Raw genomic sequence first — 17,833 nt, forward strand, 5'->3', positions numbered from 1 at the left:
GCCCTCGCCCCGGAGGAGACCGACTCATGGCCCGACCCGCGCCCGATGCCCCCCGTCCGACCGCGGCCGCCGTGCTCGATGACGCGGTCCGTTCCCTCACCCCGGACACCGATGCCAACCGGCTGGTCTCGCGGATCGAGGCGGGGGCGGCGCCGCGCTCCGTGTTCGCCACCTTCGCCCTCGAACAGCATCATGTGATCAGCGCCGACCGGCTCAGCTTCCAGCATCTGGCGCGGCGGGCGGACGGCGATCCGCCCGTGGCCGACTTCTTCGACCTGCTCGCCCAGGGCGAGGCGCTGGCCATGAAGCAGCTGGCCGGGCTGGCGGACGCCTGTGAGCTGAGCGAGCGGCAGATCGCGGAGTACCAGCCGCGCCCCGGGTGCCAGGCCTACCCCTCCTATGCGGCGCGGCTCGCCCTCGGCGGCGCGCCGTCCGATGTGGCGATCGCACTGACCGCCAACTTCGCGGCGTGGGGCGGCTATTGCGCGGTCGTCGAGGCCGCGATGCGGGACCACTACGCCTTCCCCGAGGAGGCCTGTCGGTTCTTCGGGTTCTTCGCCGGGCCGGCACCGGCCGTCGACGAGAAGGCGCGCGAGGCGGTGCAGCACGGCCTCGACACCGGCCAGGCGCGGCCGGTCACGGCGCACCGCTACGGGCGCCTCCTCCAGGCGTATGAACTCATGTTCTGGAACTGCGTCGCGGAGTGATCCGGGTAGGGCCTGTCGTCGGAGTCCCGCCTGCGGACGGGCGCGTGTGCGTGGCCGGTGCAGCGGGGCGGGACGGCGGCGGTCAGGCGCGGTGCGGTCGTTCGAGCAGCCGGCCGGTGGGGGCGGCGAGGGTGGCGCCGTCGTGGATCTCCCGGCCGCGCAGCCAGGTGGACCGTACGACGCCGTGCAGGGTCTTTCCGGCATAGGCGGTGATCTTGTTGCGGTGCTGGAGGGCCTGCGGGTCGACGGTGAAGGTCTCCTCGGGGGCGAGGACGGCGAAGTCCGCGTCCCGGCCGGGCTCGATGGCGCCCTTGTGACCGAGGCCGGCCAGCGCCGCGGGCGCGGTGGCCATCCAGCGCACCACGTCATCGAGGGTGTGACCGCGCTCGCGGGCCTCGGTCCAGATGGCGGGCAGGCCGAGCTGGAGGGAGGAGATGCCGCCCCAGGCCGCGCCGAAGTCGGCGGTCTTGAGGTCGGCGGTGGAGGGCGAGTGGTCGGAGACGATGCAGTCGAGGGTGCCGTCGGCCAGCCCCTCCCACAGGGCGTCCCGGTTGGCGGCCTCGCGGATCGGCGGGCAGCACTTGAACTCCGTTGCGCCGTCCGGGATTTCCTCGGCGGTCAGGGTGAGGAAGTGCGGGCAGGACTCGACGCTGATCTTGACGCCCTCGCGCTTGGCGGCCGCGATCAGCGGCAGTGCGTCGCTGGAGGACAGATGCAGGACGTGCACCCGCGCGTCGAGCCGCCGGGCGAGCGCGATCAGTCCGGCGATGGCGTCGTTCTCGCAGGCGCGGGGGCGGGACGCGAGGAAGTCGGCGTACTTCGGGCCGTGCGGCTGGGGCGCCGCGCCCAGATGGCCCGGGTCCTCGGCGTGCACGATCAGCAGGCCGCCGAATCCCGCGATCTCACCGAGGGCTGCGGCCAGTTGCTCCTGGTCGAGCTCGGGGAACTCGTCCACGCCGGAGGGTGAGAGAAAGCATTTGAAGCCGAAGACACCGGCGTCGTACAGCGGGCGCAGGTCCTTGACGTTGCCGGGGATGGCACCGCCCCAGAAGCCGACGTCGACATGGGCCTTGCTGCGGGCGACCGCGCGCTTGGTGTCGAGGTGGGCGGCGCTGGTGGTGGGCGGCAGGCTGTTGAGCGGCATGTCCAGGAGGGTGGTGATGCCGCCGGCCGCGGCCGCGCGGGTGGCGGTCCAGAAGCCCTCCCACTCGGTGCGGCCGGGGTCGTTGACGTGGACGTGGGTGTCGACGAGGCCGGGCAGCAGGACATCGTCACCGAAGTCCCTGACCCGCGCCCCGGCCGGAGCCTCGGCGTCGTGCGGCAGCACCGCGGTGATCGTGCCGCCCGCGACGGTGACGGACGCGGCGCGCGTCCCCTGCGGGGTGACGACGCGTGTGGAGCGCAGCACCAGCTCTGTTTCGGACACCCGGTCCCTCCTCGTTTCCGTCTTCATCGTGGCGTGCGGGCGTACGGGGCGCACGGCCGCCGCGTGGGGCCGTGGCGTCCGGGGCACGGACGCCCGCAGGAACGGCACGCAAGAGCGCCCTACGACAACGGCCTGCGGGAAGACCACGAATTCAACAATCTGTTGAGCGAGTCTTCACTCCGGACCGCGGCCCGTCAAGACCCCTTGACCGGCACCGGCGGAGCGAGCGGCCCGGCCCCCGCCGACGCTGCGGGTCCCTCCGCCACTACGGCCCCGACCTGCGACGGGATGATCTCCTCCGGGACCGGTCCGGCGGCGGCCGCGGCGCGCTCACGGCGGGAGAGCAGGGCGTAGAGCGCCCCGGCGAGCCCCATGCCGACGATCCAGGAGAACGGCGCGACCACGGCGAAGGCCGGGACCAGGGCGAGCGCGGCGCAGACCGCGGCGGCCGGCAGGAAAGCGGCCACCGCCTTCGGGTTGTAGCCCCTGCGGTAGAAGTAGGCGCCCCGGGCGTCGGCCGAGAACAGCGCGTCGACATCGATCCGGCCGCGGCGCACCAGGTGGTAGTCGACGAGCAGGATCGCCACCAGGGGGCCGAGGAAGGCACCGAGCGCCCCCAGGAAGTACTGGATCACCAGCGCGGACGAATACAGCTTCCAGGGCATGACGACGATCGACAGCACCGCGGTGATCATGCCGCCGCGCTTGAAGTTCAGGTACTTCGGCGCGAGGTTGGCGAAGTCGTAGGCGGGCGAGACGAAATTGGCGACGACGTTGATGCCGATGGTGGCGACGATGAAGGCCAGCGCGCCGATGACCGTGACCACCGGATTGTCGATCTTCTGGATCACCTTCACCGGGTCGTAGATCGCCTCGCCGAAGACGGAGATCGTGCCCGCGGTGACGAGGACGGCGACCACGGCGAAGGCGGTGAAGTTCACCGGCAGCCCGATCAGGTTGCCGCGCCGATAGGAGCGGTGGTCGGGGGTGAAGCGGGCGAAGTCGGCGTAGTTGAGGACCAGGGTCAGGAAGGTGGCGACGGTCAGGCTGACCGCGATCAGGCTCTGCTCGGCCTGCGCGGAGCCGCTGAGGCCGGTAAGGGAGCGGGTCAGCGAGATATCACCGCCGGACTTGACCACCAGATACACCGCGAGCGCGAGGACGACCAGCCAGACCACCGGACCGGTCGCGAAGTCCTGGACCTTGCGGATGAACTCCATCCCCCGGGTCAGCAGGACGGCCTGCAGCCCCCACATCACCAGGAACGCGACCCAGCCCAGCGTGGACAGCCCCAGCACCGAGTTGTGATGGTAGGCCTCCAGGCCCGGCGCGAGCTGCAGTGTCAGCAGGACCACGGCGGTGGAGGCCAGCCAGGTCTGGATGCCGTACCAGGCCACGGCCATGACCGCGCGCAGCAGGGCGGGGATGTTGGCGCCGTAGACGCCCCAGCTGGCGCGGGCGAGCACCGGGTAGGGGACTCCGGTCCGGTGCCCGGCGTGCCCCATCCGGTTCATCAGCCAGTGGACGATCGTGATGCCGGCCAGCAGCGCCACGAACACCTCCCAGGCGGGCAGGCCGAGCACGAACAGGCTGGCCGCGAAGGCGTAGTTGCTGATCGCATGGGTGTCGGACATCCACAGCGCGAAGATGCTGTACGTGCCCCAGGTGCGCTCGGGGGCCGGCGCGAGGTCGCTGTTGAAGAGGCGTGGGTCCGGCTGCGGGGGCTTCGGGGGTGTGGTCACGTGTCCTCCCGGGCGGGTGGGGTGGAGCCTGTAGCGATATGGGGCCGGTTGTCAGATGTCTGATGTCTGTACCGAAAATGCGGTGGGACGCGGTGCGCCCTGGGCGCACCCCGGAGACGGGCGCAGATGCGTGCTCAGCGGCCAGGAGCCGATGGCCTTGGGGCGGGGCGGCGCGAAGCTGCGTCCCGCGCTGGTGGTCAGCCCGAGACCGACGACAGCTTCCGCGAACTTCACCGCGGCGGCAACCCCGTCGACCACGGGAATCCCGAGCGCCGCCGCGACCCGCTCCTGGAGTCCGGCCATACCCCCACAGCCCAGGCAGATCACCTCGGCGCCCGCCCGGACCACCTCGCGGGCGGTCTCGATGATCACTTCGACGGTCCGCTCGGGGTCCTCCTCCAGCTCCAGGACGCCGAGCCCGGTGCCGCGCACCGCGGCGCAGCGCTGCAGCAGCCCGGCGGTCAGCAGCCGGTCCCTGATCTGCGGTACGGCACGGTCGAGGGTGGTGACGATGCCGTAGGCGTGGCCGAGCATCATCGCCATCTGGGCGGCGCTCTCGGTGATGTCCAGGACGGGGACGTCCAGCAGCTCCTGGGCACCCTCCCGGCCCGGTTCGCCGAATCCGGCCATGACCAGCGCATCGAAGGGCGTATCGAAGGTGGCGAGCCGGTCCAGCACGGCCGCGGCGCTGAGATAGCCCTCGAAGTGGCCCTCGATCGACTCCGGTCCCCACCGGGGCTGGGTCGCGATGATCTCGGTGCCCGGGGCGGCGGCCGCGGTGGCGGTGACGCGGATGGCGGCGGTCATGGAAGCCGTGGTGTTCGGGTTCATGACGAGAAGGCGCATGACGCTCCAATGAAGTGGAGGATTCCACAGAATGGACAGTGGATTTCGCGCAGCAGAACGTAGCTATGGCCCCTGGCACCGTCAAGGGTTCGCGGCCAGGAGCTTGCCGGTCGGCTCGCACCATGGGACAAAGAGGGCCTGACCGGCGGGAACGAGTGTGCGAGAGACCGTGTGTCCGGGTAAGGGGACCGGTAGGCTTCTCCGGTCGGGCCCGGCGCCCGCCAACACCGGCCGAGACCGATCCGACCCGCCCCGAAAGGAACGCGACGTGCCGTCGTCCAGCGCCAGCACCTCCGCCGCCGAAGCCAAGCCCGCAGGCGCCAGCGGCGGCGTCCAGTCCCTTGAGCGCGCCTTCGACCTGCTGGAGCGGATGGCCGACGCCGGCGGCGAGGTGGGCCTGAGCGAGCTCTCCGGCAGCAGCGGACTGCCGCTGCCCACCATCCACCGTCTGATGCGCACGCTCGTCGCCTGCGGCTATGTCCGGCAGCAGCCCAACCGCCGCTACGCACTCGGCCCGCGCCTGATCCGGCTCGGCGAAAGCTCCTCCCGGCTGCTGGGCACCTGGGCCCGGCCGTTCCTGGCCCGTCTGGTCGAGGAGACCGGCGAGACCGCCAACATGGCGCTGCTCGACGGTGACGAGATCGTCTATGTCGCCCAGGTGCCCTCGCGGCACGCGGTGCGGATGTTCACCGAGGTCGGCCGGCGGGTGCTGCCGCACTCCACCGGTGTCGGCAAGGCCCTGCTGGCCGACCACTCCCCGGAGGAGGTCCGCGCCCTGCTCGGCCGTACGGGCATGCCGGCCGCGACCGAGAAGACCATCACCGACCCGGACCGCTTCCTGGAAGCGCTCGCCGATGTCCGGCGCCTGGGCTACGCGGTCGACGACAACGAGCAGGAGATCGGCGTCCGCTGCCTCGCGGTGCCGGTGCCCAACTCCCCCACCTCGGCGGCGATCTCCATCTCAGGACCGACCGGACGGGTGACCGAGGCCGCGACGGACAAGATCGTCCCGGTGCTGCAGGACGTCGCGGCGCAGCTGTCGGTGGCGCTGGCGAATCAGACGCCGGCGTAGGCGCGGGGGCGCCCCTGGCAGGGCGGCCCTTCACGGCCGGAGGCGACGTGCGGCGCACGGACTACGGGGCCGGCGCCGGGCTCGGCCCCGGCGCACCATGGCCCGTCACCCGCCCCGTCACCCGCCCCGGCTCCACGCCCGCGTTCACGGGGTGCACGGTCACAGGCCGCGCGGCAGCTCGCCGAAGCGGTCGATCCCCTCACGCACCTCCGTGAGCGCGGACGACAGCGCACTCACCGAGCCGACCGCCCCGGCGATCAGCAGGAGCGAACGGCGCAGCCGGGGCACCTCCGGCAGCCCGTGGCTCACCATCGCGTCCAGCGCGGCCAGCTCGTCGTCGGCCGCCGCCCGATCCGGTAACTCGCCCGGGAGTACTGCCAGTTGCCGACGCAGCCGGGCCACCGCCCCGCGTAGTTCCTGGACCCGCGGGTCACCCTCGACCCCGGTCACCCGTCCGTCCCTCTGCAGCTGCTCCACAACGACGGCGTCCTCCAAGGCCGTTGCCCGTTCCGCCATGGCGGACAGTTAACGCCACTCTGCGCTGATGGCGCCATACGGAGAGCGAAAAAACCGGATCACCGAGCGGAGGCGACCGGGAGCGGCCCGGAAAACCCCGGAACAGCGGCGCCAGGCCGTACCCTGCCATCAACCTGATGATGCGTCAGCACGTTTGTTCCCCTGACCACCCTTTGGTGTGGGTGCGTACGGTCCGAAGCGTATGCCGCAGCGAGACGGAGCATTCTCCCTTTCAAGGAAATATCCGGCATATCACTGGATCGGAGAGTGTCATGGAGTCCAACTCCGGCCCCGACACCGGCTCGAACCACCAGCGCGGCGTCAGCGTCGTACAACTCATCTGCCGTGCGTACGGCCTCTCCGATGCTTCGGAGATCACGCTGGAGCACATACACCGTTATGTCGCCGAGCGCCGACGCGCGGAGGAACGCACGCCCCACCTGCGCGACCGGCTGCGGCCGGGCATCCCCCGCCCCCGGGCCTCCGGTGACGCGGCCTGATCCGGCGGACCGCGCCCACCGGACCGGGAGGCCGGGCGTCACGAGGGAAGCCGCACCCGTGAGACGAGCAGCCTCCATGAGGTATGCAGCCCCCGTGAGGTAAGCAGTCCCCATGACGCCGAGGACGCCCGGACGGCCGGGAGAACCGCAAGGACAGTCGCCACACGCCCGGACGGGCGCCGATGAGGGGCCGCGGCGCGCCGGGCCCCCCGAGGGGAGGGTGGCCGGCCTGCTGCTCGCCGCAGGCGGCGGACGGCGCCTGGGGGGACGGCCCAAGGCACTGCTCGACCACCGGGGACGACCACTGGTCGAGCACGCCGCACGGGCACTGCGGGACGGCGGCTGCGACCCCGTGCACATCGTGCTGGGGGCCGCCGCCGGTTCCGTACGGGCGCGGGCCGACCTCTCGGCGTACGGCGTCTCGGAAAACCCGGACTGGGCCCAGGGTATGGGCTCCTCGCTGCGCGTGGGCCTCGCCGCGCTGGCCGGTTCGGGGGCGGATGCGGTGGCGGTGTCGCTGGTGGACCAGCCGGGCATCGGCGCCGCGGCGGTGGCGCGGGTGGTGGCGGCGTACGACGGCGGTGCCTCGCTCGCCTCCGCGGCGTACGACGGCCGCCGGGGTCATCCGGTCCTCTTCGGCGCCGAGCGCTGGCCGGACATCGCCGCCACCGCGACGGGCGACCGCGGTGCGCGCGCCTACCTCCAGGAGCATGCGGACGCGCTCACCCTCGTCGAGTGCTCCGACATCGCCGAGCCGTACGACATCGACACGCCGGAGGATCTGCACCGCCTGCGGTGACCGGCCCGCGGCGGCCGTGCGCGCCCCGCCGACAACTCCGGTGCAGCACAAGGGAGTAGGCGTGCGGGAAACGGTCATGGGGAGTGAGTGGCATGGCACCGGGAGTCATTCGATCACCGCTTGTATCGACTCGGAGAATCTCGACATCAACAAACCATTGAAGTTCCGCGATAAGGAAACTAGTCTCCACTGGTCAGAAGCGCCCTGAACCCTGACGGCGCCCGCGACCGTATTCCGGAGCCCGCGGCACCCGGTGCCGCCCGGTGTTTCCGGAGGCCGCCAGGCACCGCCGCTGAATGGAGTGACACCTCATGTCCGCACCAGCGCCGTCCCCGCTGGCCCTCGTCGACGTCGACCCCGCGCACGCCCCCGAACGGCAGGGCGAGGTCCTCACCGACGCCGCGCTCACCTTCGTCGCCGAGTTGCACCGCCGGTTCACCCCGCGCCGCGACGAACTGCTCGCCCGCCGCGCCGGGCGCCGTGCGGAGATCGCCCGGACCAGCACCCTGGACTTCCTCCCCGAGACCGCGGGGATCCGCGCGGACGACAGCTGGAAGGTGGCCGGGGCGCCCGCCGCGCTCAACGACCGCCGGGTGGAGATCACCGGCCCCACCGACCGCAAGATGACGATCAACGCGCTCAACTCGGGCGCCAGGGTCTGGCTCGCCGACTTCGAGGACGCTTCCGCCCCGACCTGGGAGAACGTCGTCTCCGGCCAGCTCAACCTGATCGACGCCTACGAGCGCCGGATCGACTTCACCGACGCCGCCTCCGGGAAGTCGTACGCCCTCAAGCCCGCCGGGGAGCTGGCCACCGTCGTGATGCGCCCGCGCGGGTGGCACCTGGACGAGCGCCACCTCCAGTTCGAGGGCCGGCCGGTCCCCGGTGCGCTGGTCGACTTCGGCCTCTACTTCTTCCACAACGCCCAGCGCCTGCTGGACCTGGGCAAGGGCCCGTACTTCTACCTGCCGAAGACCGAGTCGCACCTGGAGGCCCGCCTCTGGAACGAGATCTTCGTCTTCGCGCAGGACTACCTCGGCATCCCCCAGGGCACCGTGCGCGCCACGGTCCTGATCGAGACCATCACGGCCGCGTACGAGATGGAGGAGATCCTCTACGAGCTGCGCGACCACGCCTCGGGGCTGAACGCCGGCCGCTGGGACTACCTCTTCTCCATCGTCAAGAACTTCCGTGACGGCGGCGCCAAGTTCGTGCTCCCGGACCGCAACGCGGTGACGATGACCGCCCCGTTCATGCGTGCCTACACCGAACTCCTCGTCCGCACCTGCCACAAGCGCGGGGCGCACGCGATCGGCGGTATGGCGGCCTTCATCCCCAACCGCCGCGACCCCGAGGCCAACGAGAAGGCCCTCGCCAAGGTCAAGAACGACAAGGACCGCGAGGCCGGCGACGGCTTCGACGGCTCCTGGGTCGCCCACCCCGACCTGGTCCCGGTCGCCCGCGCCTCCTTCGACGCGGTCCTCGGCGACAAGCCGCACCAGAAGGACCGCCTGCGCGAGGACGTCGACGTCAAGGCCGCCGACCTGATCGCGATCGACTCCCTGGACGCCAAGCCCACTTACCAGGGGCTGCTCGACGCGGTCCAGGTCGGCACCCGTTACATCGAGGCCTGGCTGCGCGGCCTGGGCGCCGTCGCCATCTTCGGCCTCATGGAGGACGCCGCCACCGCCGAGATCTCCCGCTCCCAGATCTGGCAGTGGGTCGACGCGGGGGTCGTCTTCGAGAACGGCGAGAAGGCCACCGCGGAGCTGGTCCGCACCGTCGCCGCGGAGCAGCTGGCCGCCATCCGCGCCGAGGTCGGCGAGGACGCCTTCACCTCCGGCAGGTGGCAGCAGGCCCACGACCTGCTGCTCCGGGTCGCACTGGACGAGAACTACGCGGAGTTCCTGACGCTGCCGGCTTACGAGCTGCTGGGCTGAGGCTTCACCCGTAGGGGATGTTCCCCGGCGTGCCCCCGAGGGGCCGGTACGTACCCGCACCGCGGTGGTACGTACCGGCCCCTCACCCTTACGGGGCACCCCGGCCCGGCAGACCGCGGCGTGCCCGGCCGGGGAGGCCGCCTCGGCGATCCGCGCCACGGAGCTCGCTTATAGTGGCGTGACACTACAAACGTAGTAGAAGCGGTTCGACACGAAGGGCGCTCAGGGTGGCACGACGGCGGGAGCAGGTGCTGGACGCGGGCATCCAGGTCCTGGGCAGCGCGGGGGCGCGGGGGCTGACCTACCAGGCCGTGGATGCCGCGGCCGGGGTCCCGTCGGGCACCACCTCCAACTACTTCCGCAACCGGACGGCCCTGGTCGACGGCATCGTCGACCACGTCCAGGCCCTGGAGCACCGCGACTGGGAGGCCTTCGCCACGGCGGCCGACCCGGCCGACGCCGGTGAACTCGCCGATACCGTCGCCCGGTTCCTCCGGTACGCGACCGGCCCCGAGCGGGCCAGGACCGCCGCCCGCTTCGCGCTCTACCTGGAATCCTGGGCCCGCCCCGAGCTCCGCCCCGCACTCACCCGCGGCCGCGAGAGCGTCATCGACTGGGGTGCGGAGTGGCTGCGGCGCATCGGCTCGCCGGCGCCGCGGCGGCACTGCGCGATCCTCTGCGACTACATGGACGGCGTCGCCTTCCGTCAACTCTCCTTCCCCGACGAGGAATTCGACCCGGGACCGGGCCTCCGCGAGCTGCTGGGCGGACTGCTGGACTGAGGGGGCAGAGGGGGGAGAGAAGCCAGAGGGTCGGGGAGGGGGCGGAGAGGTCGGAGGACCACCGTCCGCGTCACCCCGGCGCACCGCCCGCCCTGCTCGCCCTGCTCGCCCTGCCCACCCTGCCCGCCGCCGCACCGGCCACCGCGGCGCGGGCGCCGTCCCCGAAACGCCCAACGGCGCCCAGGAGAGCAGACGTTGCCGCTCCCTGCGGGCCGTTGCGCGCTCCCGGTGTCAGTGGGCGGTCGCCGCCGCGGGCTCGCCGGCGGCGGCCACGACTGCGTCCCTGTCCGCGTCCGCCTCCGTGTCCCCCGGAGCCGCCCCCTCGGCCTCCCCGTCCGCGTCCGCCGTCTTCCTGCCGAAGTGGTTGAAGGCGAGGTTGAGGACGATGGCGACCACAGCGCCGGTGCTGATGCCGGAGTCCAGGACGACCAGCAGGTCCTTGGGGAGGCTGTGGTAGAAGTCCGGTGCGGCGATCGGGATCAGGCCGATGCCGACGGCCGCGGCGACGATCAGGGCGTTGTCGCCCTTCTCCATCGCGGCGGAGGCCAGGGTCTGGATACCGCTGGCGGCCACCGAGCCGAAGAGCACGATGCCGGCGCCGCCGAGGACCGGCAGCGGGACCAGCGAGATGACCGAGGCGGCCACCGGGCACAGCCCCAGCACGATCAGGATCAGACCGCTGGTGGCCACGACGAAACGGCTGCGCACCTTGGTCATCGCGACCAGGCCGATGTTCTGCGCGAAGGCGCTGTTGGCGAAGCCGTTGAACAGCGGGCTGAGGGCCGTGCCGAGCGTGTCGGCGCGCAGTCCGCCCTCGATGGTGCGCTCGTCCGCCGGGCGGCCGACGATCCTGCCGAGGGCCAGCATGTCGGCCGTCGACTCGGTCATACAGACCAGCATCACGATGCACATGGAGACGATCGCCGCGACGTCGAACTGCGGGACGCCGAAGTGGAACGGCGTCGGGAAGCCGATCAGGGACGCCTGGGAGAGCGCGGAGAAGTGGGTGATGCCGACGGGTATCGCGATCAGGGTGCCGGCGATCAGGCCGAGCAGGATCGCGATCTGCTGGAGGAAGCCGCGCAGCACCCGGCGCAGCACCAGCACGATCACGAAGGTCAGCGCGGCCATGCCGATGTTCATCAGCGAACCGTAGTCCGGGGCCCGGTCGTTGCCGCCCTGGGACCAGTTGAAGGCCACCGGCAGCAGCGAGACGCCGATCAGGGTGATGACGGTGCCGGTGACCACCGGCGGGAAGAACCGTACGAGCTTGGAGAAGTAGGGGGCGAGGAGGAATCCCAGCACACCTGCGACGATCACCGCGCCGAAGATGATCGGCAGTGCGTCGGCCGGGCTGTGCGCCTTGCCGATGGCCACCATCGGTGTGACGCCGGCGAACGAGACGCCGTTGACGAAGGGCAGCTTGGCGCCGACCTTCCAGAAGCCCAGCGTCTGCAGCAGCGTCGCGATGCCCGCGGTGAAGAGGCTGGCCCCCATCAGGAACGCGGTCTCGGTGGCGCTCAGCCCGCAGGCCGGCCCCACGATCATCGGCGGGGCCACCACTCCCGCGTACATCGCGGCCACATGCTGGAGGCCGCTGGTGAACATCTTCAAGGGCGGGAGGGTCCGGTCGACCGGATGCGTCCGGTCCCCCTCCGGCTTCTGCCCGGTCATTGCGGCCACTGCGGGCCTCCTTCGTTTTCTGCGTCGCCGGGGGCCGGCGAGGCGAGGCTGTCACGGAGGGCTTGCCATGTGGTGCGTGGTGCCAGAAGTTGCCTGGTGAGCGATGCTGCGAGGCTCCGCGCTCGTGGCGCGCACGGACGGCGGCGGGGCCGGCCGGCCCGGGGGTGGGAGCCGACCGGCCCAGGGGCACGAGAAGATCCCGCACCCCCGGGTCCGGCGCTTGCGGACCCCGCTCGGATCCACAAGCCCGGCCGGGAGCCGTCCCTCCCGGCCGAGTTCCAGGTCGCGTCGGCCGCGGCCGCGCCGGGGCTCAGCCCTCGGCGGCGATCCGGGCCAGGCGCTGCGCCTCGGCCCGCGCGGTGCGGGCGACGGCGTCCTCGTCGACGTTGCTGAGGTGGTTGTCCTCGACGACCGTCCGGCCGCCCACGAGGGAGAGGGTGACCGGTGCGGCCGGGCCGAAGACCAGGGCCGTGACCGGGTCGGCGATGGAGGAGTGGCCGAGGCCGTCGAGCTTCCACAGCACCAGGTCGGCGAGCTTGCCGGCCTCCAGCGAACCGATCTCGGCGCTCCGGCCGAGGACCTGCGCGCCGCCGTAGGTGCCCAGCCGCAGCGCCTTGCGGGCGTTCAGCGCGGCCTCCCGGTGGGCGCCGAGGCGGTTGATCAGCAGGGCGTTGCGCAGCTCGGTGTGGAGTTCGCCGGACTCGTTGGAGGCGGTGCCGTCGACGCCGAGGCCGACCGGGACGCCGGCCGCGAGCATGTCGGGGACCCGGGCGATCCCGGCCGCGAGGCGGGCGTTGGAGGAGGGGCAGTGCGCGACGCCGGTGCCGGTGCGGGCGAAGGCGGCGATGTCGGAGTCGTTCATGTGGACGCAGTGCGCCATCCACACGTCGTCACCGAGCCAGCCGGTGGACTCGAAGTAGTCGGTGGGGCCCATGCCGAACAGCTCGTGGCAGAACTTCTCCTCCTCCACGGTCTCCGAGCCGTGGGTGTGCATCCGTACGCCCTTGCGGCGGGCCAACTCGGCGCCCTGCCGCATGAGTTCGGTGGAGACGGAGAACGGCGAGCAGGGCGCGGCGGCGATCTGCACCATCGAGCCGAAGGAGGCGTCGTGGTGGGCGTCGATGGCCTCCTCGGTGGCAAGGAGGGCGCCCTCTGTGGTCTCGACGGCGAAGTCCGGGGGCAGCCCGCCGTCCTTCTCGCTGCGGTCCATGGAGCCGCGGGCCAGGGTGATCCGGGCACCGATCTCGGCGGCGGCCGCGAGCTCCGCGCCGACGAGGTCGCCGGAGCCGCGCGGGAAGACGTAGTGGTGGTCGGCGGCGGTGGTGACGCCGCCCTTGACCATCATGCCCAGTGAGCCCTGGGTGGCCGCGGCGAGCATCGGGGCGTCGATCCGGGCCCAGGTCGGGTAGAGCGCGACCAGCCAGTTGAACAGGTTGTGGTCGGTGGCCAGGCCCCGGGTGAGCCACTGGTAGAAGTGGTGGTGGGTGTTGATCAGGCCGGGGGTGACCAGGTGCCCGGTGCCGTCGATCCGGCGGACGACATGCGCCAGGCCCTCGGGCGCCTTGCCCGCGCCGACCGACTCGATGACGTTCCCGGCGACGACGACATGACCGGTGGCGTACTCGGTGTCGTGGGCGTCGACCGTCGCGATGGCGCAGTTCTCGATGACGAGGCGCTCGATCGCGCCGTCCGTGGATGCCGAGGCAGCCATGGTGCTCCTACTTTCAATTCCGGCGGTGGGCACGGCATGGCCCTACGGGATGTGAGTGCCGGAGCCGGGCGGGGCGGCCGACAGTGCCGCCGCCCGTGAGGTGCTCCGGGTGCCGAGGTGAGGGAAGAACAGGTTGCGCGGCACCGCGACCAGGGCGCCGGCGCCGGCCGGGCAGCCGCCGAGGGCGGGGCGAGCAGGGTGGCGAGCCTGGCGATGCGTCTCGTCCACCGGGTGGACCGGTGGCGTGGGGTGGTGCGTGTGCTGTGCCATGGCTCGTTCCCCTCGGTCTCCGTGTGCCCCTCCCCGCCGCGGGGTGGGGAGGGGCACACGGGGCACGGCGTTGCGTCGAAGCCGCTAGAGGTTCGTCAGATCCACCGGGATCCCGGGCTCGACGCCGTCGCGCAGGACAGTGGCTTCGATCAGGCCGTACGGGCGGTCGGCCGCGTAGTAGACCTCATTGTCGTTCTTGAGCCCGAACGGCTCCAGGTCCGCCAGGAAGTGGTGCTTGTTCGGGAGCGAGAAACGGATCTCGTCGATCTCGGAGCGGTTGTTGATCACGCGCGACCCCATTTGGTACAGGGTCTGCTGGAGCGAGAGGCTGTAGGTCTCCGCGAACGCCTGCAGGATGTGCTTCTTGACCTGCTCGTACGACCGCTCCCAGTTCGGCATCCGCTGCTCGTCGTCGGTCCAGTTGAACCGCCAGCGGCCGGACACCTCGGTGGCCAGGATGCGGTCGTAGGCCTCCTTCAGGGTCGTGTACTTGTCCTTGATGTAGCCCCAGAACTCCGAGTTGGTGGAGTTCATCACCACGAGGTCCTTGAGGCCGGAGATGACCTGCCACCGCTCACCGTCGTAGGTGATCTCGGTCAGGCGGGTCTCCTGGCCCTTGCGGACGAAGGAGTGCTGGACCTCGTCGGCGCCGATGAAGCGGGAGTTGGCGTCGGAAGGGGCGATCCGCTCCCAGGCGTACTCCTCGATCCGGATGCGGGCCCGGTGGATCGGCTCCTGGCTGGTGACGAAGTGCCGGGCCAGGTGGATGCCGAACTGCTCGGCCGACTCGATCCCGTGCTCCTTGGCGAAGGCGTACACGGTGTTCTTGGTCGTGTCGGTGGGCAGGCAGTGGGCGTTGGAGCCGGAGAGGTGGACCTCTTCCAGGTCGCCGGAGAGCGAGACCGAGACGTTCAGGTCCTTGATGTGGTGCCTGTCGCCGTCGCGGGTGATCTTGACGACGCGGTTCTCCGCTTTGCCGTACTGGTTCTGGCCGAGAATCACCGGGCGGGCCGGGCGGGATTGGGCAGTCATGTCGGTGCTAGCTCCCTCGGTATACGGAGTAGCCGAACGGGTTGAGCAGCAGCGGTACGTGATAGTGCTCGCCCGGCGTGACGGCAAAGGTGATCGCCACCTCCGGGAAGAACGCTCCGCTGTCCCTTACGCGGGGGGCGTCCTGCTGTTCCTCGGCTTGCTGGGTTGCCTTGTGGTGTGCGCGGTGCTGGGGCGAAACGAAGTACTCCTCGACGGCGAAGTCGAGGCGCACATGGGTGGTGCCTTCCGGCAGGGCCGGCAGGTCCTTGCAGCGTCCGTCCGCATCGGTCGTGGACGCGCCGTGGGCGGTCCAGGCTCCCTCCCGGCCGGAGCGCACCGCGAGCGTGAGGGCGACGCCCTCCGCGGGGCGGCCCACGCTGGTGTCCAGGATGTGCGTGGACACCGACGTCGGCGTGGCCGTCTCGCTGCTCATGCTGCGTCTCCCTCTGCGTGCTCGGCGATACGGGTCAGGCGGATGCGGTTGATCTTGCCGAGTTCCGCACGAACGATCTCTCGTTCCTGTTCCGGCGTGTTGCCGATGCGGTCGCGGACGGCGTCGCGCATCTGCTCTCCGGTCCGGCCGGAGGCGCAGATCAGGAAGACATGCCCGAACTTCTCCTGGTAGGCCAGGTTGAGTTCGAGCATCTCGGCCTTGAGCTCTTCGGAGGCGCCGGCCATCCCGCTCTGCTCGCGGCGCGACGTGGGGTCGCCCGGCTTCGGCCGGCCTATCGGCGGGTGCCCGGCCATCGCCTCGGCCAGGTCCTCGGCGGTCAGCTCCGCCATGGCGGCGTCGCTCGCGGCGAACAGGGCATCGCCCGTGGCGTAGGGACGCTGCGCGAGAACCTTGCTGCCCCAAGCCCGGCTGGCACACACCTCGTGCAGTGCGGCCAGGGCCGCACCGTCATCAACGGTGTTGAACCGGGTGAGTTCCGGCATGGGCTCGGGGGTGTCCCCCGTCGAGCGTGGTGAACGCGTAGACACGGGAAGCCTCCGTGGCCTGGTGCTGGACAGCGCTGCTTGGCTGGAAACAGCTAAGACCCCTGACCACTACACGTCAACACTTTGTTGAAAACTCGGCCACCCACATGCCGCCATCCGGCGAATTCCGGACGACGGCTCCGGCGGTCCGAGCGGGTCTCGGCCCGCTTCGCCCTCAGTCGGCACCCTTCGCTGCATTGTCCCTGTTCAAGTAGTTGTAAACGGTGAAGCGGGAGACGCCGAGGGCGCTGGCGACGGTCTCCACCCCGTGACGGACCGAGAAGGCCCCGCGGGACTCGAGCACCCGCACCACCGACTGCTTGGTCTTACGGTCCAGCTCCGCGAGCGGCATACCGTGCCGGCGCTGGAGCTCGGCGAGGATGTGGTCGAGCGAGTCCGACAGATGCGGGAGCCGTACGGCCACCCGCTCCCGCCCCTCCCAGGCCAGCACGACATCGTCGCCCTGCGCCTGGTCCGGCGCGAGCAGCTGTCCGCCCATCGCGTCGACCAGCGGCTTGACCGCCTGGACGAACGGGTGGTCGGCGGGCTCCGTCACGTCGCCTCCCCGGCACCCTGGATCACATTGACCTGCAGGGAGACCCGGGTGGCGCCCGCCTGCAGCGACTCCCGCAGCAGGGCGGCCACGGCGCCGAGCACCTGCTCGGCGTCGCCTTCCGCCGTATTGCCGAAGGGGCCGACGTCGACGGCATCCAGCTCGGCCCCCGTGACCACGTCCCGCGCCACCACCGCATGCGCCGGCGCCTCGTCCAGGTCGAACGGTTCCGTCGTGAACTCCACTCTCAATCGCACGCCGCTCAACCTACGCGCGGGAGCGCCCGGCCACCAGAAATTGCCCAGGAGGCCCCTTGACAGCCCGGGAACCCGGCAGGCAGCCTTCCAGTAAGCAGAAAAACAGTTCCACTATCCGGAAGGAGGCGCCGGGCCTGATGGGTTTCACGGACACGCGCTTCAACGTCAATCTGTCGATCCTGTTCACCGAGCTTCCGCTGCTGGAGCGGCCGGCGGCCGCGCGGGCGGCGGGCTTCACGGCGGTGGAGCTGTGGTGGCCGTGGGTCGACGCCCCGGTGCCGGAGCAGGCGGAACTGGCGGCGCTGCGCACCGCACTGACCGATGCCGGGACGCGGCTGGTGGGGCTGAACTTCTACGCCGGGCAGCTGCCGGGCCCGGACCGCGGAGCCCTGTCGGTCCCGGGCGAGGAGTCGGAGAAGTTCCGGGCGAATGTGCCGGTGGCGGTGGAGTTCGGCCGCTCCCTGGGCTGCACGTCCTTCAACGCCCTCTACGGCAACCGGGTGGCGGGGGTGCCGGCCGCCGAGCAGGACGCGCTGGCGCTGGAGAACCTGGCGTTCGCCGCGCGGGCGGTCGCGGAGGTGGGCGGGACGGTGCTGATCGAGGCCCTGAACGCGCCGGAGTCGCCGCACTGCCCGATCGTCAGCGCGCCGAAGGCCATCGAGGTGGTGGACGCGGTGAACGCGGCCACCGGCCTGGACAACACCCGCTTCCTGATGGACCTCTACCACCTGTCGATGAACGGCGAGGACCTGGACGAGGTCATCGACCGCTACACGCCCAAGACGGCGCATGTGCAGATCGCCGACAACCCCGGCCGCGGCGCCCCCGGCACCGGTTCGCTGGACCTCGCCGCCCTGCTGGCCCGGCTGACGAAGGCCGGTTACGACGGCTGGACCGGCCTGGAGTACAAGCCCGGCGACGGAACCGGCGCGGGCGCCTTCGCCTGGCTCCCCGCCCCGCTGCGCGCGGCCCGCTCCTGACGTCATCCAGCACCGTGAGAACCGTGAAAGAGGCATCCC

19 protein-coding genes are annotated in these 17,833 nt (G+C 71.3%); 7 read left to right on the plus strand and 12 right to left on the minus strand.

All coding sequences use genetic code 11. The features are described 5' to 3' along the window. The first annotated feature begins 26 nt into the window (after positions 1 to 26). Complete coding sequence (locus D9V36_RS09480) at positions 27 to 707, plus strand: transcriptional regulator (protein WP_129293369.1); 681 nt, start codon at positions 27 to 29, stop codon at positions 705 to 707. An 82-nt stretch (positions 708 to 789) separates the two neighbouring features. On the opposite strand, the gene allB is transcribed toward D9V36_RS09480, so the two are convergent. The 3 genes from allB to D9V36_RS09495 all read right to left on the minus strand — a co-directional run bounded on the left by allB (position 790) and on the right by D9V36_RS09495 (position 4,721). Continuing rightward, positions 790 to 2,133, minus strand: coding sequence for an allantoinase AllB (allB, locus tag D9V36_RS09485; RefSeq protein WP_129293370.1), 1,344 nt, complete (start codon positions 2,131 to 2,133; stop codon positions 790 to 792). A 194-nt stretch (positions 2,134 to 2,327) separates the two neighbouring features. Next, positions 2,328 to 3,875, minus strand: a complete 1,548-nt coding sequence (locus tag D9V36_RS09490; RefSeq protein ID WP_129293371.1) for an NCS1 family nucleobase:cation symporter-1 — start codon at positions 3,873 to 3,875, stop codon at positions 2,328 to 2,330. 51 nt (positions 3,876 to 3,926) lie between these two features. After that, the gene (locus D9V36_RS09495) at positions 3,927 to 4,721 is read right to left on the minus strand and encodes an aspartate/glutamate racemase family protein (RefSeq protein ID WP_129293372.1); all 795 of its coding nucleotides are present in this window, start codon (positions 4,719 to 4,721) and stop codon (positions 3,927 to 3,929) included. Positions 4,722 to 4,989: 268 nt separating this feature from the next. Here D9V36_RS09495 and D9V36_RS09500 point away from each other — a divergent pair, with 268 nt between their 5' ends. Continuing rightward, complete coding sequence (locus D9V36_RS09500; RefSeq protein ID WP_129293373.1) at positions 4,990 to 5,793, plus strand: IclR family transcriptional regulator; 804 nt, start codon at positions 4,990 to 4,992, stop codon at positions 5,791 to 5,793. 159 nt (positions 5,794 to 5,952) lie between these two features. Here the strand turns inward: D9V36_RS09500 and D9V36_RS09505 are convergent, their stop codons facing one another. Next, positions 5,953 to 6,243: a DUF5955 family protein gene (locus D9V36_RS09505; protein WP_129298295.1), complete on the minus strand. Its 291-nt coding sequence runs from the start codon at positions 6,241 to 6,243 to the stop codon at positions 5,953 to 5,955. Between the two features lie 338 nt (positions 6,244 to 6,581). On the opposite strand from D9V36_RS09505, the gene D9V36_RS09510 reads away from it, so the two are divergent. From D9V36_RS09510 to D9V36_RS09525, 4 genes are all read left to right on the plus strand, one after another. After that, the gene (locus D9V36_RS09510; protein WP_129293374.1) at positions 6,582 to 6,809 is read left to right on the plus strand and encodes a hypothetical protein; all 228 of its coding nucleotides are present in this window, start codon (positions 6,582 to 6,584) and stop codon (positions 6,807 to 6,809) included. A 220-nt stretch (positions 6,810 to 7,029) separates the two neighbouring features. Beyond that, positions 7,030 to 7,608, plus strand: a complete 579-nt coding sequence (locus tag D9V36_RS09515) for a nucleotidyltransferase family protein (protein ID WP_129293375.1) — start codon at positions 7,030 to 7,032, stop codon at positions 7,606 to 7,608. Between the two features lie 311 nt (positions 7,609 to 7,919). Continuing rightward, on the plus strand, positions 7,920 to 9,548 hold the full coding sequence (aceB, locus tag D9V36_RS09520; protein WP_129293376.1) for a malate synthase A: 1,629 nt from the start codon (positions 7,920 to 7,922) through the stop codon (positions 9,546 to 9,548). Positions 9,549 to 9,775: 227 nt separating this feature from the next. Beyond that, positions 9,776 to 10,330: a TetR/AcrR family transcriptional regulator gene (locus tag D9V36_RS09525; RefSeq protein ID WP_129293377.1), complete on the plus strand. Its 555-nt coding sequence runs from the start codon at positions 9,776 to 9,778 to the stop codon at positions 10,328 to 10,330. A 231-nt stretch (positions 10,331 to 10,561) separates the two neighbouring features. On the opposite strand, the gene D9V36_RS09530 is transcribed toward D9V36_RS09525, so the two are convergent. The 8 genes from D9V36_RS09530 to D9V36_RS09565 all read right to left on the minus strand — a co-directional run bounded on the left by D9V36_RS09530 (position 10,562) and on the right by D9V36_RS09565 (position 16,814). Beyond that, positions 10,562 to 12,004: a nucleobase:cation symporter-2 family protein gene (locus tag D9V36_RS09530; RefSeq protein ID WP_129298296.1), complete on the minus strand. Its 1,443-nt coding sequence runs from the start codon at positions 12,002 to 12,004 to the stop codon at positions 10,562 to 10,564. A 319-nt stretch (positions 12,005 to 12,323) separates the two neighbouring features. Then, a complete protein-coding gene (locus D9V36_RS09535; protein WP_129293378.1) occupies positions 12,324 to 13,724 on the minus strand; it encodes an 8-oxoguanine deaminase in 1,401 nt (466 codons plus the stop codon). 42 nt (positions 13,725 to 13,766) lie between these two features. Further along, the gene (locus D9V36_RS09540) at positions 13,767 to 13,994 is read right to left on the minus strand and encodes a hypothetical protein (protein ID WP_129293379.1); all 228 of its coding nucleotides are present in this window, start codon (positions 13,992 to 13,994) and stop codon (positions 13,767 to 13,769) included. A gap of 84 nt (positions 13,995 to 14,078) precedes the next feature. Then, entirely contained in the window at positions 14,079 to 15,026 is a 948-nt protein-coding gene (gene pucL, locus D9V36_RS09545) for a factor-independent urate hydroxylase (RefSeq protein ID WP_129293380.1), read from the minus strand. 7 nt (positions 15,027 to 15,033) lie between these two features. Beyond that, entirely contained in the window at positions 15,034 to 15,459 is a 426-nt protein-coding gene (gene uraH / locus D9V36_RS09550; RefSeq protein WP_129293381.1) for a hydroxyisourate hydrolase, read from the minus strand. Continuing rightward, positions 15,456 to 15,962 carry a 2-oxo-4-hydroxy-4-carboxy-5-ureidoimidazoline decarboxylase gene (gene uraD, locus D9V36_RS09555; RefSeq protein ID WP_129298297.1) on the minus strand — a complete coding sequence of 169 codons (507 nt, stop codon included), beginning with the start codon at positions 15,960 to 15,962 and terminating at the stop codon, positions 15,456 to 15,458. The genes uraH and uraD overlap by 4 nt, the downstream gene beginning before the upstream one ends. A gap of 217 nt (positions 15,963 to 16,179) precedes the next feature. Beyond that, complete coding sequence (locus tag D9V36_RS09560) at positions 16,180 to 16,560, minus strand: helix-turn-helix domain-containing protein (RefSeq protein WP_129293382.1); 381 nt, start codon at positions 16,558 to 16,560, stop codon at positions 16,180 to 16,182. Further along, positions 16,557 to 16,814, minus strand: a complete 258-nt coding sequence (locus D9V36_RS09565) for a hypothetical protein (protein ID WP_129293383.1) — start codon at positions 16,812 to 16,814, stop codon at positions 16,557 to 16,559. Before D9V36_RS09565 ends, D9V36_RS09560 begins: the two co-directional genes overlap by 4 nt. Before the next feature lie 137 nt (positions 16,815 to 16,951). Between D9V36_RS09565 and D9V36_RS09570 the strand changes: the two genes are divergently transcribed. Continuing rightward, a complete protein-coding gene (locus D9V36_RS09570; protein WP_129293384.1) occupies positions 16,952 to 17,794 on the plus strand; it encodes a TIM barrel protein in 843 nt (280 codons plus the stop codon). Positions 17,795 to 17,833: the final 39 nt, after the last annotated feature.

The organism is Streptomyces lydicus (genome assembly GCF_004125265.1).
In the GTDB taxonomy this organism is placed as follows: Bacteria; Actinomycetota; Actinomycetes; order Streptomycetales; family Streptomycetaceae; genus Streptomyces; species Streptomyces lydicus_C.